The organism is Collinsella sp. TF06-26 (assembly GCF_002232035.1).
Taxonomy (GTDB): Bacteria; Actinomycetota; Coriobacteriia; order Coriobacteriales; family Coriobacteriaceae; genus Collinsella.
In genome coordinates this window covers 52,598-73,915 of record NZ_NKXR01000007.1, presented here as the reverse complement: position 1 = coordinate 73,915, position 21,318 = coordinate 52,598, and the positions used below count along the sequence as shown (strand labels likewise).

The window sequence follows — 21,318 nt, the reverse complement described above, 5'->3', positions numbered from 1 at the left end:
TTTTTGCGAAACCGTTCTGTAACAAAAGGAGTCCCATGGATCGCAAAAAAGCAATCGCGCTCTCGTTTTCCGTTCCCGTCGCATGGGGCTTTTCGTACCCCCTCATGAAGATCGGCATGGACAGCATGAACGCCACGAGCATCGTTGCGCTGCGCTGCATCATCGCCTTTGCGGCCTGCCTGTTGCTCTTCCACAAGCGCGCTTTCCGCATCAACCGCGACCTTATGGTTCGCGCCGCCATCATCGGCGCCATCATGGCAACCGAGCTCACCTGCATGTGCCTGGGTTCCAGCCTCACCTCCGCCTCAACCGCCGGCTTTTTGCAGAGCCTGACGGTCGTAATCGTGCCGTTTGCCAACGCCGCCCTGCTGCGCCGCGCCCCCGAGCGCAAAGTTCTTGTCGGCACCGCCATCGTCACCTGTGGCATGCTGCTGCTCTCGGGCGCCGACTTCACCAGCCTGAACCCGGGCGCGCTCATCATGTTGCTCTCAGCCTTTATCTATGCCAGCCACATTATCGTAGCCAAGCGCTTTGTCGAAGAAGTCGACCCGCTGGCCCTGGGCGTTTGGCAGCTTGGCTTCGGCGGCTTATTCTCGGGTATCGCCGCATTCACCTTTGGCGGTTTCACGCTTCCCGGCACGCCGGGCGAGGTCGCGGTCGTCATCGCGCTCGCACTCATCTGCTCTGCCTACGGCTTTATCACCCAGACGCTCGTACAGCCCCACGTGCCCGCCGAGACCACGGGCTTTGCCTTCTCGCTCGAGCCGGTCTGCTCCGCCGTCTTCTCGTTTTTCCTGGTTGGCGAGGTCCTGAGCCCCATCGCCTTCTTTGGCGCCGCCCTCATCCTCACCGGCGTCATGGTGGCAACCGTCGAGCTCCCGCGCCTTCGCTCGCAAGGACACGCTCACATGGCAGGAGCGCCCGAGCGCGTCTCGTAGTCCCCACTCCTTATGCAGCCGCGGCATAAAGGTTTCCGGTGTGCCTTTACAATAGATGCCAACAGAGCATCTGCCATAAAGGAGCCCCATGGACACCGCGACCCGCAACCGCAACATAGCAACTTGGTTGGGCGATGCGCCGCAGCCGGTACGTGACACTACGAACCAGCTGCTCGAGCGCATCGCCCTTTTGCGTGCCGAGCAAACCATCTACCCGGCACAAGACGACATCCTCAATGCCCTCGTCTACACGCCGGCAGACCAAGCCAAAGTTGTCATCTTGGGTCAAGACCCCTATCACGGACCCAACCAGGCCATGGGGCTTTCGTTCTCGGTCCCCGCGACGCAAACCAAGCTGCCGCCGAGCCTGCGCAACATCTATAAGGAGCTCAATGCCGACCTGGGCTGCCCCGTTCCCGCCACGGGAGATCTAACGCCATGGGCACAGCAGGGCGTATTGCTCCTCAACACTACGCTCACCGTGCGCGAGCATGCCGCGAACTCGCACGCCAAGCTGGGCTGGAGCGCGCTCACCGACTACGTTATCGAACGCTGCTGTCAGCTGCCCCAGCCGGTAGTCTTTTTGGCATGGGGCCGCTTTGCCCAGCAGATGGTTGAGGGCAAGCTCGCCGCGACCAGCGCGGGCAAGGCAAGCGGCAAGCTCTGTCTGGCCTCCACGCACCCCTCGCCACTTTCGGCCAACCGTGCCACGGCAGAACTCCCCGCTTTTATGGGGTCGCGCCCCTTCTCGGCAGCCAATCGGCTACTCGAACAGCACGGCTCGACCCCCGTCAACTGGACTTGCCTCGGCTAAAAATCGATACATCAAAAACGCGCCCGACGGCTTTCCATCGGGCGCGTTTCCTATTCGGGCCAAATAAATTGTGTACGGCCGGCCTCGCCGCCATCGATCAGCAGGCTCTGCCCGGTCATAAACCGGTTGGTCACGCCCACAAAGTAGATCCACTCGGCGATCTCTTGGGCGGTGGCCCAGCGCTTAAGCGGCGTGAGCTCCATAATCTGGTTCCACAGGCGCTCGTCTTCCATCACGCAACGGTTGAGCGGCGTGATAACGCCGCCCGGGTCCACACTGTTGGCGATGGCCTGCGGCGCCAGGCGGTTTGCAAGGTTTTTGGTGTAGGCGATAACGCCGCCCTTGCTGGCAGCATAGACAGGAAACTCCGATCCCGTATGTCCGCTCGCCGACCCCACATTGACCACGGATTTGATAGCCGGCGCCGGCTTGGCGGCAAGCCCCTCTCCCACAAAGGCGTAGCGCTCGGTCACGTTGATGGTGCCACACAGGTTGGCGGCGATATCGTCGGCCGAATCCTGCGCACCGGCAACGTTTACGATTACCTGGGGTTCAAGGTCGTCTGGAAACAAGTCTGGTTCGCGGACATCAACGATCAGATGGCGGTAGCGCTCGTGCTCGACCGCCGTCGGCAGCAGGTCAAAGCCCACGACCTCGTGGCCCTCGTCCAAAAAGCGCTGCACGCACGCGGCTCCGATACCGCCCGAAGCGCCCGTGATCAAAACCCGCATACTTGCTCCTTAGGCGGTTGCGTGGCGCTCGAGGTACTCGGCGCCCACATTCTCACGCTCCCAGCCACGCACGACCTTGTAGCCCACGGGGCTCAGGAAGACCTCGCACAGCAGCTCGGCGACAGCGCCGGTCAGCGAGCACATAAGGACCTGCACCCAAGTCCAACCAAAGAACGTGTGGCTCACCACAATGGCAAAGACCAGGTTGTCGATAAACTGGCCAACACCCGTGGACACATAGGAGCGGAAGGCAAAGCTCGCAAAGTTATTCTTTTTGAGCATACGGCCGAGCGACTGGTTGAGCGTGGAGTTAACCACGGCAGAAACGAGCATTGCCAGCGAAGAGCCCAGCACCACGTACCAGGTGCCGCCGATGGTGGCGTTAAGGGCGGTGTTGACCTCGATCATGCCCGTGTCATAGTAGGCGCCCCACATGCCGGGCGTAAGTGAGCATGCCCAAAAGCACAGGCTCACGGCCAGGTTGACCAGCAGCGCGAGGATAGAGATTTTGATGGATGCCTTGGCGCCAAAGCGCTTGCAAATCATGTCCTGGCACAAAAACGAGACCCAACTCACCACAAAGCCGCAATCGAGTGCCAGATACGGCAGGCTGATGAGCTCTTTGTTGGCCAGCAGGTTCATCATGATGACGCTCACGAAAAACAGCGAAACCGTTGCCGCGGGAATGCTCCGCAACAGGACCTTGTAGTCCTCCATGACCTTCTTGATCATTATGTACTCCTTTGGTTTTAGGTTTAACGAGCAGGATATCGGACCCGAACTGCTCGGCCGCCCCGGTCTTGAGGCAACGGTGGGTATGATAGCCGCTCACGCAGCCGCAGGCAAGCAAACGGCGCGGCAGCCCCGCAAGGCCACCGCACCGACGCGCTAAAAGGCTACGTTGCCAAACTCCGACAGGATAAGATCGGGGTTGTGATCGGTTGCCCAATCCACGTTCCACGGGCTCGTGAACAGCAGCAGCTTACCGCCGCGCATGTCCTCGACGCGCAGCGTGTCACGCGTGAGCGAAAGGCCCGGGATATCAATGGTATCGGGGTCGTTCTGAATCCAGCGGATGTCCGTATAGGGCAGCGGCTGGCGACGGACCTCAACACGATACTCGGCCTTGAGGCGGCGCTCGAGTACCTCAAACTGCAGCACACCGACCACGCCCACGATAACGCTCTCCATGCCGGCACCCAGCTCGCGGAAGATCTGGATGGCACCCTCCTGGGCAAGCTCCTCCATACCCTTGACGAACTGCTTGCGCTTGAGCGTGTCGACCTGCGTAATGCGAGCGAACATCTCGGGGGCAAACGTCGGGATCTGCGGATACTGCACGTGGCGCTTGCCGGAGCACACGGTGTCGCCGATGCTAAAGATACCCGGGTCGAACAGGCCCACGATATCGCCCGCGTACGCCTCGTCCACGATGGCGCGGTCATCGGCCATCATCGACGTGCCCGTTGCAAGCTTGAGTTTACGGTTGCCCTGCACGTGGAAGGCGTCCATGCCACGCTCGAACTTGCCCGAGCAAATGCGCACAAAGGCGATACGGTCTCGGTGGTTCTTGTCCATATTGGCCTGGATCTTAAACACAAAGCCGCTAAAGTCGTCGCGGCAGGGATCGACCGGCTCACTGGTGAGCGTATCGGTATAGGCGCGCGGCGTCGGGGCCAGGCGCAGGAACTCCTTGAGGAAGGGCTCCACACCAAAGTTGGTGAGCGCCGAGCCAAAGAACGCCGGGCTCAGCTTGCCACAGGCCACGGCATCCAAGTCGAGCTCGTCGCCGGCACCATCGAGCAGCTCGATGTCGTCCATCAGGTTCTTATGGTTCTCCTCGCCGATGAGCTCGTCCATGGAAGGATCGCCCAGCTCGGCCTCGACCTCGGCGACCTTCTTGGTGGCGTTGGCGTGGCCGTCACCCTCAAAGGCAATGACGCGACGGGTCTGACGGTCGAACACGCCGCGGAAGTTGCGGCCGCTGCCGATCGGCCAGTTCATGGGATACGTATTGATACCCAGGACATTCTCGATCTCTTCCATGAGCTCAAACGGATCGCGAGCATCGTGGTCGAGCTTGTTCACAAAGGTGAAGATGGGAATGTGGCGCAGCGTGCAGACCTTAAAAAGCTTTTTGGTCTGGGCCTCGACGCCCTTGGCGCCGTCGATGACCATGACTGCGGCGTCGGCGGCCATAAGGGTACGGTAGGTATCCTCCGAGAAGTCCTGGTGGCCGGGGGTATCGAGGATATTGACGCAGGCGCCGTTATAGGTGAACTGCAGTACCGAGGAGGTAACGGAGATGCCGCGCTCCTTCTCGATGTCCATCCAGTCCGAGACGGCATGCTTGGCCGAGCTCTTGCCCTTAACCGAGCCGGCGGTCTGAATGCTGCCGGTATAGAGCAGCAGCTTCTCGGTCAGTGTGGTCTTACCGGCGTCCGGGTGGCTGATGATCGCGAATGTGCGGCGCGACGAGATTTCATCCGACAGGCTTGCCATGCGGATCCTTTCTTGCATTGAGTGCATTACGTCGATGTAACCGTATTATTGTAGCCGCGAAACCTCGCCATAGAGCGCCTATCAGGACAAATTCATCAGTTGGGACTCGGACGGTGGAATGTCAGCGGTGTTCCGCGACGGTTTGTCTCAATCTGTAACACCTAGAAGGGTTTTTGACCTCCAGATGTTACAGATTGAGATGAACGCACAGGGCGGGCATCCAATATCTTGATCTGTAACAGTTAGTCATCCAAAACGGGTCTTAGTGTTACAGATTGAGATGAATGAGTAGAGGGACGGACAGCCCCGTAATTTCCTCTTGCACAACTGTGCATAGTGTGTATATACTGTGCTTACCGGTTATATACACGTGTAGCCCATCAGCTAAGGAGCCGCTGTGGACATCATCCTATCCAATTCGAGCGATAAGCCCATCTACGAACAGATAACCTCGCAGGTCAAAGCTCAGATCCTTTCGGGCACGCTTGCTGCGGGAGCCAAACTCCCCAGCATCCGTGCACTCGCGAGCGATCTTAGCGTGAGTGTCATCACCACCAAGCGCGCCTACGCCGACCTGGAGCAACTCGGCTTTATCTGCACTGTGCAGGGCAAGGGCTGTTTTGTCGCCGAGGGCAACCAAGAACTCTTGCGCGAAAATCAGCTCTGCCATATCGAAGAGCTGCTCGCACAGGCAGCAACGCAAGCCGAAGCCGTGGGCGTCACGCGCGATAAACTGCACGAAATGCTCGACCTCGTAGCCCCCGAAACCATGCAGTAACCATCTGCAAGAAAGGCTATGCCATGCAAAACTTGCTAGAACTCAAAAGCATCTCACGCCGCGTGAGCGACCGCTTTTCGCTACGTGGCGTCACGTTGGCCGTGGAGCCCGGCCAAATTGTTGGCTTTGTGGGCGCAAACGGCGCCGGCAAGACGACGACCATTCGCGCCACGCTTGGGCTTATAAAGCTCGATGCCGGCGAGGTGCACCTGTTTGGGCAGCGCTGTGGCACCGACGCGCCCGATGAGTCGCAACGCCACCTGCGCTCTCGCATCGGCCTCGTGCTGGACACATGCCCCTTCCCCTCCACGCTCAAGGTCGGCCAGATCGAGGCACTCGTAGGCCCGGCGTACCCCACGTGGGACCGCGAAACGTTCGCCGGATTCATCAACCGATTTGGCCTCGATCCCAAGACAAAGGTCAAGGACCTCTCCCGCGGCATGGGTATGAAGCTGCAGCTCGCCTGCGCGCTCAGCCACAATGCCAAGCTGCTCGTTTTGGACGAAGCCACCGCGGGCCTCGATCCCATGGCACGCGAGGAACTGCTCGATGAGCTGCTCGCCTTTGTCGCCGACGGCCAGCGCAGCGTGCTGCTCTCGAGCCACATTACGTCTGATCTCGATCGTGCTGCCGACCGCGTCATCTGCATCGATAACGGCTCGATTGTGTTTGACCTGCCACGCGAGGACATTACCGACCGCGCCGGCATCGCCCACTGCACCCAGGCACAGGCCGCCGAGCTCATGGCTTGCGTCGAAGGCCCCCGCGCCGCCCGCCACGCCTACAGCGTGGACGTGCTCGTGCCCAACCGTCGCGATACGCTCGAGGCCTTTCCCGAGATTCCCTGCGATCGGGCAACCATTGATGATTACCTGCGCCTTATGCTGAAAGGGGCTTCGAAATGAAACGCGCCTTTATGTCCGAGCTCGCCATCGTTCGCACGCTCATCCCGAGCATTGCGGGCGTCGGCCTGTTCATCTTCGTCGTGTTGACCCTCGCCAACGCATCGAATGGCGATTCCGGCATGAGCGCCGGCGCCTGCGCGGTCAGCGCCATGTCGCCTATCATGGTCATGAGCTCGCTGGCCGGCTTCGACAATCAAAACGGATGGGAGCGTTATCGGGCAACGCTGCCCCTCTCGCGCAAAGACATTATTTGTGCCCGCTACCTGTGCATCGTTGTCTTCTCGACTGTCATGGCGTGCGCCGCCGCGCTTTTGAGCATCATCGTTCTTCCGCTCTTCAACAGTGCGGGCGTGACTTCGACGGTACAAACCGTCTTTGAGATCGCAATAGCCTCGGCAGCATCGATGCTCATCTCCCTCATGATGGTGTTTTTGGCACAGCCGCTGTTCTTTCGCTTTGGACACATGGAGGCGTTGCGCCTAGCTGTTGGCTTGTTTGCCCTGCTCGGATGCCTTGCCATGGCCACACTGAGCTCCTCCAACCCCATCAGCAACTGGCTCATGTCGATTGCCGGAGCGAATCCCGATCCCGCCGTCCTCGGCTGCCTGTGCGCAGGCATCGCCACACTTACCCTCGCGCTATGTGCAATCAGCTGCACCGTCAGCACCAAGGTTTATCGAGTACGCGATCTGTAAGCACGCGAGTCTCGATCCACGAAGGGCGTGATCGCCCCCCTCCCCGCAAATCCGTGGCAAACGGCATGTCCCCGGCGTGCGCCACCGTACTACTTGCGCAGCGGCTTGGGCAGCGGAATGCCTGCCGCAATGACGGCGGCGATAATCATGCAGACGATACCCTTGAGCGGGAAACACATGAGCAGCAGGCCCACGACCATGACCGGCTGACGCATGACCGCACCCATCGTCGAGGCGGTGCAGACGGCGACGCAAAAGACCGGATCGGCGCCGGTAAGGATAGCGAAGCCGTAGCCCAGGCTCACACCCGAAAAGATAACCGGGAAGAAGTGACCGCCGCGCCAGCCCAGGTTGATGAGGGCGGGCGTCAGCATGGCCTTGACCAGACCGGTCGCGATAAGCACGCCGGCGGGAATGGTCAGATAGGTCTCCATGAGCACGTCGGCTTGGGTCTCGCCGGCAAACATGGTGTAGGGCAGGACCGTGCCACAGATGGCGAGCGCCAGACCGGCTAGCATGGCCTTGACGACAGGGCGCTCCCCTATGGCATGGGACAGTGCCTCGCTTGCATGCTCAGAGACAAAGTACAGCCAGCCGCATACGGTGCCGACCAACGCCAGCGGAATGAGCCAGACAAGTTCCAGGTTGCCCACCTGAGCGGACTCGAACCTGGGCATGCCCATGCCGCCGCCCATAAGCTGGCCGAGCAGCAGGTAGGTACCCAGACCGCCGGCAATCGCAATGCCGTAGACCACGGTCTTTTGCGCCTTGGGAAGCTTGATCGTGATCTCATCGGACGCGGACTCATCGTCATTAGCGCCCTGGCCGTCGGCGCTACCGGCGAGCGGCGCCACAAAGCCAAACACGGGCGCGGTGAAGAGCGCCGTCAGGGCAGCCTGAGTACCCAGCAGTGTGAGCTGCCTAAACTCGGCGCCAAAGCGACGCATGCGGTCGCCGACCCAGCTGCACAGACCTGCGATAACGCCGGTCAGGCCGGCCTCCGGTCCAATGCTTCCGCCAAACAGCAGCGGCAGCAATGCCGCAAGCGAAAGCTTGCCAAGGTTGTCGTACGGGTAGCACCCGTCTTGCTTAACCTTAGCCATCACTTGGTTGAGGTCATCGGTCTTGGTGCCCGTAAGCTTTTCGTACAGACCGATCAGCAGGCCGCCCAGCAGGCAGACGAAAAACGGGTACGGCAAAAAGCCGAACGGGCCGCTGGCAAGCTCGGGCGAAGCGACGCCCAGCATATGCGGGATCTCGGTCCATAGATAGTCGATACCGTGCTCCATCGCAAAAAAGAACAGCCAGACCGCGGCGCCTGCAAACGCACCGGTCACGGCAACGCTCACTAAAAACAACGCACGATTTTTGGGTTTTGCAAGGTTATCCATCGGGGCCTCCCGTGGTCAAAATCGACAAGGATACGTTTTATTGTAAGACGGGCACAGCGCGGACGTGCCGACCATCCACACCGCGAACGGCGCCATTGGGCGCCGCACGTGCGATAGGCCTACGGCTTAGCTGCCGATAATCGATGCGATCTCGTGCAGGTCCTCGGCAAAGTAAATGCCTTGCTGGCGCCTCGGGCTCGAAAGCCCCTTATCAATCATGTGCTCGAGCAGCGCCTTGAGGTCGTTGTAGTAACCGTTCAGGTTGTACAGAATGCACGGCGTGCTCAGATGCCCCAACGATACAGCCGACATGACCTCGGCGATCTCCTCGAGTGTGCCCGTGCCGCCCGGAAAGGCGATAAACGCATCACCAAGCTCAATCATCTTGGCTTTGCGCCCAGCCATATCGCTCGTCACGATAAGGTCGTCAATACCTTCGTGTTGAAACTCTGCCTCGATAAAAAAGCTCGGCTCAACGCCCGTCACATGCCCGCCAGCATCGAGCACGCTATCGGCAAGCGCGCCCATCAGGCCCGACTTGGACCCGCCGTACACCAGCGCGTGGCCACTGCGGCCAATCCAGGTGCCAAGCTGCCGCACCGCAGGCAGAAACGCCGGGTCGTTACCGACGCTGGCGCCCAGGTATACCGTGATATTCATATTTTTGTCCCCCTCATCGTGACGCGCGGCGCCCGCCCTAGCGTTGGCGTCGGCGATATTCGCGCACGCGGCGCGACAGGTCGGCGAGCTCATCGCGGTCGAGCTCTTCCAAATGCTCCAGATCGTCCATAAAGCGCGCCATGGTGTCCTTTTGGCGCATCTTGATGAGCGTATTGCAGTAGTTCACTGCCACGCCCGTGAGCATGGCGATGTAGAAGATGCTGATGACGCTCAGGACGACGGTGATAGCGCGGGCAACCGGCGTCTCGGCCGGGATATCACCAAAGCCGATCGTCGAGACCGTCTCAAAGCTAAACCACAGGCCATCGCCAAACGTAAGGGTCGTGGGCTCGGACAGCCAGACGGCCGTCGAGCACAGCAGATAGAAGACGAGAAACAGGCCCGTGATGCGCGCAAAGCCAGCCTGGCGCAACACGTCAGCAAGCGTCCTCAACTTATTCATCGCGACCCCTTTTCCAGACGCCCAATCACATTCGCTCGTTATTGTCCCACACCCGGCACTTGGGGACGCTCCTTTTATGCCGGACAGATTGGGACTGTCCCCAACTGCCGGCACATAAGGAACGTCCCTAAGTGCCAACTCCCCAAGTGCCAACTCCGGCAAAGAGTGTCCCCAGCGACTAGTCGTTTAAGAACGTCCCCAATGACTACTGCCGGGCGCGACCACTTAGCGGCGCGTCCGGCAGCTGGGCAGCTGAGCTGGTATCCTTATGCGGTATTATCTCGACTCGATAGGATTGCATGTGAAACCTTCCGCCGTCCTCCGCTTAGCTCTATATCGCACCCTGGCCGTCGCGCTTGCCGCGCTCACCGTACTGAGCGCCGTCCTGCCCGCACCTGCCTTTGCCGCTGACTCAGACCAGCAGGTCAAGAAAGTCCGCGTTGGCTGGCTCGTCAACAATGCAGGCTTCCAGGAAGGCACGCCGGGCGAGCGCCTCTCGGGATGGGGCTACGAATACCTCCAGACCCTCTCGTACTACACAAAGGGTTGGCAATACGAATACGTCAGCGGCACCTTCACCGAGCTTATGAACATGCTCGAGGCAGGCGAGATCGACCTCATGACCAACATCTCGTATTCGGAAGAACGCGAGCAGACGCTGCTCTTTTCCTCGAACCCCGAGGGCACCGAGCGCTACTACATCTACGCCAAGCCCGACCGCGACGATCTGGCCAAGGGCGACCCTCAAGCGCTCCAAGGCCTTACCATCGGCTGCAACGCTGGCGTTATGCAAACCATCGTCGGCCAGCAGTGGCTCGCCGACCAAGGCATCACCTGCACCTATAAAGAAATCGACACCGGCGGTGCCCTCTTTGAAGCGCTTTCAGACGGCGAGGTCGACGCCATCATCATGAACGACACCATCTCGTCGCCCGATGCGTCGCCCATGTTCTACGTAGGCTCGAGCGACTACTATTTTGCCGTTCCCAAAAGCCGCCCCGATTTGATGAACGACATCAACGCCGCCATGACGGCCATCGCCCGCGTCAACCCGCGCTATAACGACGAAGTCAAATCGAGTTACTCGGCCCAAAACAGCGGCTCGTCATCACTCACCGGCCCCGAGGTCTCCTGGCTCAAAGCAAACGGCAACACCGTCACGCTCGGCTATCTTGTCAACCAGCTTCCCTACTGCACGCAAAATGACGATGGCGAGTTGGAGGGATCGCTCACCTCGCTTGCAACGACGCTGCATGACAAGTTTGGCATTACGGTTGAAACCGTCGCATTCTCCAGCAACGAGAAGATGGTTGAAGCCCTTTCCGACGGAACCATCGATGCCGCTCTACCATTCTTTCGCGACTACTGGCTTGCCGAACAGAAGGGGGTCGCCCAGTCAAACTCGATGGGAACGGTTTCCCTAACCGCTATTCACGTCAGTAACGACCTAGACAGCGACCTAAAGGACATCGCTTGCACAGAGAACGCGATCATCAACCGGTTTGAGCTCGAAAGCCTCTTCCCCGACGCAGCGGTAACCGAATATCCGAATAAAGACGAAGCGCTCAATGCTCTCCGTGTGGGAAAGGCACATTGCATCGTTGTCCCCAGCACGCGCCTGGAAACCATCCGCGACACCTACGACATCGAGGATTTTGAAACACAGGAACTCACCAACACGGCAGAACTATCGTGCATGATTCCGCGCGGCAAACCCGAGCTGTTGGGAATCATCAATAAGGGCATCATCAATGCAGGCGAATCGCTCTCTGCGAGCAGCTATTCCTCCGCATCGTACTCAGTGCAAGAATCGGACACGTTCCAGTTTGTCTACCGCAACCGCACCGCCATTGCGACCGTTATCATCTGCATGTTGCTCACCGGCATCGCCATCCTTGTCTGGTCGCTTCAACGCGCACAGGAAGCACGGCAGAAAGCCGACGCCGCCAACGCCGCCAAAACCGCTTTTCTCACGCGCATGAGCCACGACATCCGCACGCCGCTCAACGGCATCCTGGGCCTTATCGAAATTGAGGAATTGAAAGAAGGCGACATGCAAGTCGCCCGCGAAAGCCGCACCAAAGCGCGTGTTGCCGCCAACCACCTGCTGTCGCTCATTAATGACATCCTCGAGATGGGCCGGATCGAGGAACGCAAAGTGACGCTCGATCACGAATCGTTCAATCTTAAAGGACTGTGCGACGATGCGCTCGTACTATGCAAGCTTCGCGCATCGGACCGTGGCATAACAATGCTCGACACCAGCGAACCCTACGTTGTCGACCAATACATGATCGGCAGCCCCACCCATATTCGGCAAATCCTCGTCAACCTGCTCGACAACAGCATCAAGTACAACAAACGCGGTGGCACCGTCACCTTCTCGTCGACCATCAAACCGCTCGACGATGAGCACGCCGTGTTTTGCTTTAACGTCTCGGACACCGGCATCGGCATGTCGCCCGAGTTTCTTAAGCACATCTACGAACCGTTTGCCCAAGAGGGCAACGATGCCCGCAGTAAATTTCAGGGAACTGGCATGGGCATGCCGATCGTCAAATCGCTCATAGACATGATGGGCGGCACGATTGAGATTTCGAGCGAGGTCGGCATGGGAAGTACGTTCAACGTCCAGATTCCGCTCGATATCGACAAGAACCCTCAGGCAAGAGAAGGTGCGGACGAGCAGGCGATCAGCTGCTCGCTTGCCGGCATGAACGTTCTTTTGGCCGAAGACAACGAGCTCAATGCCGAAATTGCCCAGGCCCTGCTCGAAAGCGAAGGCATCGTCGTAACTCGCGCCGCCGACGGCAAAGAAGCGGTCGAACTATACACTAGTCGTCCCGCCGGCAGCTTCGATGCGATCCTGATGGACATTATGATGCCGGGCATGGATGGCTACGAGGCAACCCGCGCGATTCGTCTGAGCGAAAAGGCCGATGCGGCCGATATCCCCATCATCGCGCTCACCGCCAACGCCTTTGTCGAGGACGCACAAGCGGCACGTGACGCCGGCATGAACACCCATCTGCCCAAACCGCTCGACTTTAACAAGCTCAAAAGCATGCTCGCCCGCATCAAGCAAAACGGAACTGTTTCGCTATAGTTTGTGCCCAACTGTCATGCACAGTTAGAAAGGAAGCCGACGATGTTTAGACCCTTACGCCGAAAGAAACGTGCCATCACCGACGAGGAGGCGCGCGAGCTGCTGGCCACCAGCAAGCGCGGCGTCTTTGCCGTTAACGGCGATGATGGCTACCCATACGCCATTCCCGTCAACTACTTCTTTGACCCCAAGCACGACAAGATTTATTTCCATGGCGCCAAGGCTGGCCACAAGGTCGATTCGCTCAAGCGTGACGATAAAGTCTGCTTTACCGTGTACGGCAACGAGTGGTACAAGGGCGACGACTGGGCTCCCTACGTTATGAGCACCGTGGTCTTTGGCCGTTGCCGCCTGGTAAACGAGACGCCTTCGTTTATCGAGGACAAAGTCCGCCAGTTAGCGCTTAAGTACTACCCTTCTGCCGAAGAAGTCGAGGAGGAAATCGCCAAAGACATCAAGGGCGTCCAACTCTACGAGATTTCGATTGAGCATCTTTGCGGCAAGCAGATCCATGAAAAGTAAGCCCAAAAACAGGTCCTGCAAATAGCAAAATGGCTCGGTTCCAACCAGTATTGGAACCGAGCCATTTGTTTATGAAGCGTCGGCGGCTATGTGCGCAAGCGCCTCAACGAGATCCTGAGAACTCACGGGTTTGCTCAGATGCGCGTTCATGCCCGCCTCGCGCGAAAGCCTACGGTCGTCGGCAAAGGCATTGGCGCTCACGGCGATAATCGGCGTGGTCGCGGCGTCCTCGCGATCGAGCGCTCGAATCTGACGCGTGGCCTCAAGGCCATCGATGCCGGGCATCATGATGTCCATCAATACCACGTCGTACTCGTGCGGCGCACTCGCGGCAAACGTCTCGACGGCAGACTCGCCATCTTTGACATGTGTCACGACGGCACCGGCGCGGTCGAGCGTAAACTGTGCGATCTCGGCATTCAGGTCGTTATCCTCTACGAGCAAAACACGCAGGCCCTGGAGCGCATCGCCGTCGCCCGCATTCACGCGTACTGCCTGGGGAATCTCGGAACTCTTGCACTTCTCAAACGGCAGGCAAATGGTAAACGTCGTCCCCCGCCCCAAGGCGCTCGTAAAGCTCATGGTTCCGCCCATAAGCTCGACCAACTGTTTGGCAATAGACGCACCCAGGCCAGTTCCCGATGAAGCGCCTTCCACCTGTTGTTCCTCGCGGCTGAACGGCTCGTAGAGGTGCTGTTGAAACTCCTCGCTCATGCCAATGCCGTTATCGGCGATCGTGTATTCATAGACGGGGACACCGTCCACCGGCTCCACCTCGCGGCATGTCAGGCGAACATAGCCGCCCTGGCGGTTGTACTTGACGGCATTACCGGCAATATTGAGCAACAGACGCTTGAGGTGCGTCACGCTCACCCGGGCATAGGGATGATCAAGAGTCCGTTGGTCGCAGATAATTGTCACCAGGCGCTCCTCGGCTTGGCGCTCCAGAATATCGCACACCTCACGGTTGAGGGCCACCATATCTGTAGGCACGAGATTCAGGTCGACCTGCCCGCTCTCCAAGCGGCTCATATCGAGTGCCTCGTTCGCAAGGTCGAGCAACAGTCCCGACGCCGTCCAGATCTTTGAGCGGCACTCAGTCTGCTTTTGCAAGTCGTCCGCGTTGGCATTGCCCACCTCGACCATACCGCGAATGCCGTTGATGGGCGTGCGCAGGTCGTGACTCATGCGACGCAGGAACTCCGTCTTTGCCGAGTTGGCAGACGAGGCCTCACGCGCCGCCTTTGCCAGCTTGTCGCCATAGTCGCGCTCCTGCTGCAGCAAGTCCGTCAAACGTCGACGATCAGCGCGGCGACGCACCATCACAACAGTGGCTACAACACCGCTGTAGAGCACCAGCACGCCGGCAGCGACAGCCGCGACGACCTCAAAGTAGCGCTGCGCCGAGGCATAGGTGTACACGTAGAATTTTTGCGCTTTGCCGTATGTGCCCAAATACCACTCGCCGTTGACGTTGACCAGTCGGACTTTGCCGGGCAGGCATCGATCCTTAATTTCGTCGACAATAATGGCGTCCGTCGCGGGCAGGTCGAACACGCCCAATACGGTGGGTTCGACGGCATTGGTCGCAACGACCTTGCCATCGTTTTCGATCACGATATTGCCGCTATCGATGGTTTCATAGCCTTCGAGCAGGCTCTGCAGTTTGAGTGTATTGCTTGCAACTGCCTTCGCGCTCTGATGCCTTACCGCGATAACGATACCCTCGCCATCCTGCCGAGTCACGCAACCGATGTCTGCAACCGAATCATCCGCAAGCGTAATGCGGGCGGTATAGGACTTAAGCGGATGGGTTGCCACCTCCAGCACGGGCGCCTCTTTGAGATACGTAGCAAGCGACTCGTAGCCCACGCCATCCGTCGAGGACTCGGACACCAAATTGCCCGATGCGTCCGTCACGATCAGTGCGCTCACGTTGAACTGGTCAGCATATTGCTCCAGCGCGGCATTATCCACCGAACCGTCGCGCTCCGTATCGCGCGCCACCTCTCCGGCGATCTCCATAACGCGAATCAGGTTTTTGGTCGTATAAGCGCTGTTGAACGCATCGTAGGAAAGGCTCTGCGTCGCCACGTAATCGACAACGTCGGCAAAGCGCTGCTCGGCCTGGGCCGTGGTGTAACCGTAGCTCATCATGCCAGCGACAACCGAGAGCGCTATACCCACCAGGGCGGCAAGGAGCCATACCCAGGTCGAATGATTGCCCCGCTCCTGAGCGGTGTAGTCGGGCGCATCGATCACGACAGGCCCTCCATATTCAAAAATGGTGAGGGGTCATCAAAGTACTTTGACACCAGGCGTTCCATGGTGCCATCGGCAAGCATTTCTTGGTAGGCATGGGTGAGTTTAACGTCGATACCGCGCGTATCGTTGAGATCGAAAGCGGTGCCCAAACCGACCTCCAGCAGCGGCTCGTTCAGAATGCGATACGTCACGCCATAGTCTTTTTCATAGGTGAGCAGCGAGGACTCATGTGCGGCGATAGCGTCGACCAGGCCCTCGACGAGCGCCGGGTTCAGGTATGAGCGGTCCGAGAAGCTGTAGAGCTCCTTGATTTGCGGAACCTTTCCATTGGTACGGTTGAGCAAAATGCCCTCGGGCTTGGTGGTGGACTGTACCCCCACGACCCTGTCCTCAAGATCGGCGAGCGTGTAGATGTCGCTTTCGGGATTGACCGCGACCACCTGGCGGCTCGCAAGGTACGGACCGGCCCAGCGATACTCGCTTTCGCGACCCGTCATGCTAAAGCTACCCATGACACAATCGAGCTCGCCGCTCGCCAGCAGCTCTTTCTTCTTTTCCCAGTCAATCAGCTGGTATTTTGGCTTGTAACCAATGCGGGCCAAAGCCTCGGTCAATATCTCGACATCCAGGCCAACGATATCGCCATACTCGTCGGTATACACAAACGGTGGATAGAGATCGCTTCCGACGTTGAGCGTCTTAAGGTCGTCATCCTTGACCTGCGAGGCGTCCAGATCTTCTAATGCAGACGTCGAGGCTTCGTCATTCGACCCTGAACAGCCAGCTATCGCTACGACAAAGGCGCCCGACACTGCAAGCGCAACAAACAACGAAATGGCAACCGAGCGACGGGGTCTTTTCATCGAGCTCCAGACGATCCTGTTTACAGACTGAAATGCTAGAAATAATAGCAAATGAAACCACTCGAGCGCCCAATGGTTACAGACGCTTTACCCCGCGTGGCCTTCTATCCGACTTGGAGGAAGCCCCGCATGCAGCGCGCACTTACCGTGCATTAAAAACGTAGCGGTCCAGGCGGTCGCACGCTTCCCTCACGCGCGAAAGCGGCAGCGCCAGATTCACGCGAATGTGGCAGGGCCCGTGGAACGGACGGCCATCCTGATACCCCACGCCCACGCGTGCCCCCTCGTCGAGCAGCCACTGAATATCGCGGCCATGCTCGTGGCACCACTATGGGAATGCGGACAAATGGCCGGTTAGTCCTGCGCGTCGTCGACGGCGGTTACCGTCAGCCTGGTTCCGTCAACCGTAAACGATATATCGAGCCCGGCGTAAGCCAAGTGGTACACGCGGTTTGGCTCGTGCTTGCTGCCCGCGCGGCGCGGATCTTGGCGAAGGACCTCTATCAAGCCGGAGAGCTTTGTGGGCGGGACCATATCCTGCAGCGTTTGCGGGAAGTCAACGTCGAGCTCTTGCCACGGCGCATCCTCAATCCAGCCGCCGGTCGCATCCGGGTGACAGTCCGCAAACGGAATGTAGGGCTTGATATCGTAGATGGGCGTGCCATCGCGCAGATCCGCTCCCAGCACATGGATGATGGGACCGTCGTCGGTAAGCTCGACACGATCGAGCTTGACGCAGGTAAGACCGATGGGATTGGGGCGAAACGGGCTGCGTGTGGCAAATACGCCCACGCGCTCGGCTCCACCCAAGCGCGGCGGACGCACGGTCTTCGACCACTTGGCGTTGGTGCCGGACCTGTCCTGCGTCTTGGCATCGGCGGCGATGTCTTCGGCCGTGCCACCGGGCGTTCCGTTTTCAAAGCGCCAGAGCAGCCACAGGTGAGAGAAGGAGTCCAGACCCTCAACTGCCGCGTTGGAGGCAAATTCCGGCTCAAAGACGATGCGTCCCTCAAGATGGGGCGCCAAAAAGCTGTTGCGCGGGATGCCGAACTTTTGCGGCAGGTCGGTATGTATGTGTGCAATAGGTTCCATGCCGGTCATTGTACGGCATGAGGGCATGCGCGATGCGCGTAATCCCTCACCGCGACCGCCCCTTTTGCAACCAACGGTTGCTTGGAAGGGCGTCGGCCGCCGCGTATGCTTAAAGCCGCAAGCAGCAGAAAGGAGCCGTTATGGCCTTTGCAGAAAAACTCATCGCCGTCCGTCGCGCCAACAACCTTACCCAAGAGCAGCTCGCCGCAAAGCTCTACGTCACGCGCCAAGCCGTAAGCCGCTGGGAGCGCGGCGAAGTCACCCCGGGCATCGACATGATGAAGCTCATTGCCGCCGTAACCGGAGAACCGCTGTCGCACCTGCTCGAAATGCCCGAGCACTATTGCCAGAGCTGCGGCATGATGCTCACGCCCGATGACTGCGGCACCGATGCCGCGGGCGCCAGGACCGATCATTACTGCAAGTGGTGCTACGACCGCGGCAAGTACACCTACGACACCACAATGGAGGCAATGATCGAGGATTGTGCTCCGCGGCTGGCACAAAACACCGGCATGTCGCTCGACGAAGCTGTCTCGCTCATGGGCGCCGTGCTGCCCCAACTGGAGCGCTGGCGCACCGTGCAGGAAAACGAGGAGCGCTACGGTGCCGAAGCCCGGGCGCGCTATGGCGATGAGGCCATTGATACGGCAAACGAAGTGCTGTTGGACATGGACCCCGAAACCTGGAACGACATGAAAGAACTCGAGCGCGCGATTTTGGGCCAGCTCTCGATTGCCATGGACGACGGCGATCCAAAGAGTAACGAAGCCCGCAAGCTTGTCGCAATGCACCGCCGATGGGTTGGCCTTAACTGGGGACACGAGCCCCAGGACGAAGCATACCTGGGCCTCGCCAATGGTTATCTTGCCGACCAGCGCTTTGTTGACTACTACGACAAGCCCTGCGGCACCGGAGCCACGGCGTTTCTGGTACAGGCAATCGAGTCGTCGTTGACGCGTGCATAGACCGCGGCGGCTTTGGGTATTTCAATCGAAACCTCAACCGATTGGAGACCTATGGCTACTGATCACGAGCTCGCGCTCTACGTTATGACCGGCTGCCCGTATTGCATAAAGGTCAAGCGCTTCCTGGCCGATAACGGCGTGACCATCCCCGAGCGTAATATCTCGACCGATTCCGATGCCGAGCAGACGCTCATCGCCGTCGGCGGAAAGCGCCAAGTTCCCTGCCTGTTCATTGACGGCACGCCACTCTACGAGTCGGGCGACATCATCGCGTGGGTGCAGGAGAATTTGCTCTAGCCCGCGCGCCGCGGTCGGCTCGCCCCGACGTCCAAGCCCATACGACCCAAACATGTACGTCAGCATCCAAAGTCGACATTTTTCGACATCTTTGGATGCTGACGTACAGCTATTTGTGGGCAGTCGTTGGGGACGTTCTTAAATGACTAGTTGTTTGAGACAGCCTTTGGATTATGGCTGTTTGAGGCCATCTGACGTCTCTGGAAAGGGCTCCTTAGAGGACCGTGTCCAAAAAATGGCAAATATGAGTACTGCTACTTGTTTAGTAACAGCGATTTTAATCATTCCAGGGATCATTCAACGCCCCAAGCGCCCACAGACGACGTTATTTCTCCCCATATGTTCAATAAAAGAGACGCCTAATGGTATTAAATCTCATCAGTGACCTCATTTTTGAACAAAATAAATGCAACCATAATGGCAACAGTACTCATATTTGCCCTTTTTTGCACACAGCCCTCCAGAATAGTCGTTAGGGACGACTCAAAATGGCAATTCCGGCACTTAGACGCTCTCTTCTTGAATGACTAGTTGTTAAAGAACACTCAGCGACTACTCCAATTCGCGACACACTGTGTCGCGAATTGAGCTGTTCTCACCACCGAAGACCGGTGAAAGCTCCTGGCCAGAATCTCGATAGTTTGTTAAAGTGCCCCCTCTGCAGGTTCAATGAGCGCTCATGTTCCAGACTAGAAAGTGAAGAAATATCGAAGCCATCGATGCTCATTTCCTATCGAAAAAACTAGTCAATACACGCTAATTAGCTTAATAAACTGCTTGTATTTTTGTCTACAAAACTGTATACAAAAAGAGATTCCGGTAACCAGCGCTCGACATTATGTCAATCGATAGGAGGCGCTATGGACGCTAAACAGCTCGAAAAGATGATGGGGTTTGCTCCCGGTGAGCTAGAAAAAGCCGCAGCGGCATACGAAAAAGATGAGTGGCCGAAGGGCCACACCGTCAAGTTGGGAAGGCCGCCGATTTCCGATGAACCAAGCGTTGTTTTATCGGCACGTGTGGGCGAATCGGTTCTTGAAGCATTTGACGCAAAGGCAAAGCGCCATGGGCAAACGCGCACGGAGCGACTCAGGGAACTCATTACACTCGATGCAATGATTGCCTAGTCCCCTGCCGAACCAAACATGTACGTCAGCATCCAAAAACGATATTTTTCGACATCCTTGGATGCTGACGTACAGTTTTTTGCATGGGTCCGGCACAGGCGATCCGTTCTTCTCCGTCCCCAAGGGATCATTTAGCCACAAAAGCGGGCGATGGGCGCAAGCTGCTGCTCGCGAAAGACACGGTCGACAGCAGCACGGTATTCATCGACCTTTTTGGTCTTGCGTACGAGTTTGTGAACGGTCGCGGGATCGGCGAAGGCGCATTTGGCGTAGAACCACCACTCCTTCATGCGAAAGACCGCGTTGCCCCCAATCTCGTCCGCATAGGCCGCAAACAGCATGTCATGGAAGCGTTGCAGCTCAGCGGCGGTAGCGGCAGGGTCGCCCTTAACCATGCGAGCCAGCGCGGGATTCGCAAGCAAGCCGCGCCCCAACATTACGTGGCGTGTTCCGGGATAGGCCTTCACCAGCGCATCCATGTCCTCAGGATCAAAGATGTCGCCGTTATAGGCCACGGGGAACGGCGCCCGTTCCAGCGTCTCGCCGTAAAACTCTTTGCGCGGTGAGCCCGTATAACGGTCCTTTTGCACGCGCGGATGCACGATCAACTCCGCCAGCGGCATTCGGCAATAGAGGTCGAGCACGCGCTCGTACTCGTCATCGCATTCGAGCCCCAGTCTGGTCTTGACCGACACCGGCAAGGGCGAGCGTTCGCACACGTCGCTCAAGAACACCTCGAGCTCATCCAAATTGCGCAGAAAGCCCGAACCCTTGCCCTTCGCGACCACCGTACCCGAAGGGCAGCCAAGGTTGAGGTTGACCTCGCGGTAACCCATATCGGCAAGCACCTGCGCCGCCCACACAAACTCGTCCGCATTCTTGGACATCAGCTGGGGCACCACGTTAAGTCCCTGGTTGTTGGCAGGATCGACCTCTTTAAACGCCTTGCCGCCAAAGCGATTGCCCACCCGCGGCGGCGGCAAAAACGGCGTGTAATAACAATCGAGCGCGCCGAAGCACTCCGCATGCACGCGACGGAACACATGCCCGGTAATCCCCTCCATAGGGGCCAGCGATAAATACATCAACATCCACTCTCAACTCAATGTGACAAAGGGACAGTCCCTTTGTCACATTGCAAATCATCATACGAGTGCTTATTTTGGCACACATACGTATCGGGCGGCATCATCGCGTGGGC

The 21,318-nt window shown here is 58.5% G+C and carries 21 protein-coding genes; 10 read left to right on the top strand and 11 right to left on the bottom strand.

The features are described 5' to 3' along the window. Positions 1–35: 35 nt before the first annotated feature. Both CHY22_RS05530 and CHY22_RS05525 read left to right on the top strand, forming a co-directional pair. Positions 36–938, top strand: a complete 903-nt coding sequence (locus tag CHY22_RS05530) for a DMT family transporter (RefSeq protein ID WP_089572870.1) — start codon at positions 36–38, stop codon at positions 936–938. An 88-nt stretch (positions 939–1,026) separates the two neighbouring features. Further along, on the top strand, positions 1,027–1,752 hold the full coding sequence (locus tag CHY22_RS05525; RefSeq protein ID WP_089572867.1) for a uracil-DNA glycosylase: 726 nt from the start codon (positions 1,027–1,029) through the stop codon (positions 1,750–1,752). Positions 1,753–1,802: 50 nt separating this feature from the next. Here CHY22_RS05525 and CHY22_RS05520 read toward each other — a convergent pair whose 3' ends face one another. The 3 genes from CHY22_RS05520 to CHY22_RS05510 form a co-directional block, all read right to left on the bottom strand. After that, positions 1,803–2,483 carry an SDR family oxidoreductase gene (locus CHY22_RS05520; RefSeq protein WP_089572865.1) on the bottom strand — a complete coding sequence of 227 codons (681 nt, stop codon included), beginning with the start codon at positions 2,481–2,483 and terminating at the stop codon, positions 1,803–1,805. Between the two features lie 9 nt (positions 2,484–2,492). Then, the gene (locus tag CHY22_RS05515) at positions 2,493–3,215 is read right to left on the bottom strand and encodes a VUT family protein (protein WP_226812554.1); all 723 of its coding nucleotides are present in this window, start codon (positions 3,213–3,215) and stop codon (positions 2,493–2,495) included. A 156-nt stretch (positions 3,216–3,371) separates the two neighbouring features. Continuing rightward, positions 3,372–4,985, bottom strand: a complete 1,614-nt coding sequence (locus tag CHY22_RS05510) for a peptide chain release factor 3 (RefSeq protein ID WP_089572863.1) — start codon at positions 4,983–4,985, stop codon at positions 3,372–3,374. A 397-nt stretch (positions 4,986–5,382) separates the two neighbouring features. Here CHY22_RS05510 and CHY22_RS05505 point away from each other — a divergent pair, with 397 nt between their 5' ends. From CHY22_RS05505 to CHY22_RS05495, 3 genes are read left to right on the top strand one after another with little or no spacing between them, the layout of a single operon-like run. Then, positions 5,383–5,763 (top strand): GntR family transcriptional regulator, encoded by a 381-nt coding sequence (locus CHY22_RS05505; RefSeq protein ID WP_089572860.1) that lies wholly within the window; start codon positions 5,383–5,385, stop codon positions 5,761–5,763. A gap of 23 nt (positions 5,764–5,786) precedes the next feature. After that, a complete protein-coding gene (locus tag CHY22_RS05500; protein WP_089572857.1) occupies positions 5,787–6,668 on the top strand; it encodes an ABC transporter ATP-binding protein in 882 nt (293 codons plus the stop codon). Next, positions 6,665–7,363 carry an ABC-2 transporter permease gene (locus CHY22_RS05495; protein ID WP_089572854.1) on the top strand — a complete coding sequence of 233 codons (699 nt, stop codon included), beginning with the start codon at positions 6,665–6,667 and terminating at the stop codon, positions 7,361–7,363. Before CHY22_RS05500 ends, CHY22_RS05495 begins: the two co-directional genes overlap by 4 nt. Positions 7,364–7,452: 89 nt before the next feature. On the opposite strand, the gene CHY22_RS05490 is transcribed toward CHY22_RS05495, so the two are convergent. From CHY22_RS05490 to CHY22_RS05480, 3 genes are all read right to left on the bottom strand, one after another. After that, entirely contained in the window at positions 7,453–8,754 is a 1,302-nt protein-coding gene (locus CHY22_RS05490; RefSeq protein ID WP_089572851.1) for a chloride channel protein, read from the bottom strand. 126 nt (positions 8,755–8,880) lie between these two features. Continuing rightward, positions 8,881–9,414 carry a TIGR00730 family Rossman fold protein gene (locus tag CHY22_RS05485; protein WP_089572849.1) on the bottom strand — a complete coding sequence of 178 codons (534 nt, stop codon included), beginning with the start codon at positions 9,412–9,414 and terminating at the stop codon, positions 8,881–8,883. A gap of 37 nt (positions 9,415–9,451) precedes the next feature. Further along, positions 9,452–9,877 (bottom strand): potassium channel family protein, encoded by a 426-nt coding sequence (locus CHY22_RS05480; protein WP_055252221.1) that lies wholly within the window; start codon positions 9,875–9,877, stop codon positions 9,452–9,454. Positions 9,878–10,178: 301 nt separating this feature from the next. On the opposite strand from CHY22_RS05480, the gene CHY22_RS05475 reads away from it, so the two are divergent. Then, on the top strand, positions 10,179–12,983 hold the full coding sequence (locus CHY22_RS05475) for a transporter substrate-binding domain-containing protein (RefSeq protein WP_158551168.1): 2,805 nt from the start codon (positions 10,179–10,181) through the stop codon (positions 12,981–12,983). Between the two features lie 42 nt (positions 12,984–13,025). Beyond that, on the top strand, positions 13,026–13,505 hold the full coding sequence (locus CHY22_RS05470; RefSeq protein ID WP_089572845.1) for a pyridoxamine 5'-phosphate oxidase family protein: 480 nt from the start codon (positions 13,026–13,028) through the stop codon (positions 13,503–13,505). Positions 13,506–13,574: 69 nt separating this feature from the next. On the opposite strand, the gene CHY22_RS05465 is transcribed toward CHY22_RS05470, so the two are convergent. The 4 genes from CHY22_RS05465 to CHY22_RS05455 form a co-directional block, all read right to left on the bottom strand. Continuing rightward, entirely contained in the window at positions 13,575–15,767 is a 2,193-nt protein-coding gene (locus CHY22_RS05465; protein WP_089572842.1) for an ATP-binding protein, read from the bottom strand. After that, positions 15,764–16,633, bottom strand: coding sequence for an ABC transporter substrate-binding protein (locus CHY22_RS05460; protein ID WP_089572840.1), 870 nt, complete (start codon positions 16,631–16,633; stop codon positions 15,764–15,766). The genes CHY22_RS05465 and CHY22_RS05460 overlap by 4 nt, the downstream gene beginning before the upstream one ends. A gap of 142 nt (positions 16,634–16,775) precedes the next feature. Further along, entirely contained in the window at positions 16,776–16,907 is a 132-nt protein-coding gene (locus CHY22_RS10255) for a hypothetical protein (RefSeq protein ID WP_255413287.1), read from the bottom strand. Positions 16,908–16,987: 80 nt separating this feature from the next. Further along, entirely contained in the window at positions 16,988–17,725 is a 738-nt protein-coding gene (locus CHY22_RS05455; RefSeq protein WP_233502830.1) for a tRNA (N6-threonylcarbamoyladenosine(37)-N6)-methyltransferase TrmO, read from the bottom strand. 140 nt (positions 17,726–17,865) lie between these two features. Between CHY22_RS05455 and CHY22_RS05450 the strand changes: the two genes are divergently transcribed. The 3 genes from CHY22_RS05450 (at position 17,866) to CHY22_RS05440 (ending at position 20,117) form a co-directional block, all read left to right on the top strand. Beyond that, a complete protein-coding gene (locus tag CHY22_RS05450; protein WP_089572836.1) occupies positions 17,866–18,693 on the top strand; it encodes a TipAS antibiotic-recognition domain-containing protein in 828 nt (275 codons plus the stop codon). Between the two features lie 51 nt (positions 18,694–18,744). After that, positions 18,745–18,990, top strand: a complete 246-nt coding sequence (locus tag CHY22_RS10145) for a glutaredoxin (RefSeq protein WP_117854828.1) — start codon at positions 18,745–18,747, stop codon at positions 18,988–18,990. 860 nt (positions 18,991–19,850) lie between these two features. Further along, entirely contained in the window at positions 19,851–20,117 is a 267-nt protein-coding gene (locus CHY22_RS05440; protein WP_055252530.1) for a ribbon-helix-helix protein, CopG family, read from the top strand. Positions 20,118–20,248: 131 nt separating this feature from the next. On the opposite strand, the gene CHY22_RS05435 is transcribed toward CHY22_RS05440, so the two are convergent. Beyond that, complete coding sequence (locus tag CHY22_RS05435) at positions 20,249–21,202, bottom strand: tRNA-dihydrouridine synthase family protein (protein ID WP_089572937.1); 954 nt, start codon at positions 21,200–21,202, stop codon at positions 20,249–20,251. Positions 21,203–21,318 lie beyond the last annotated feature (116 nt).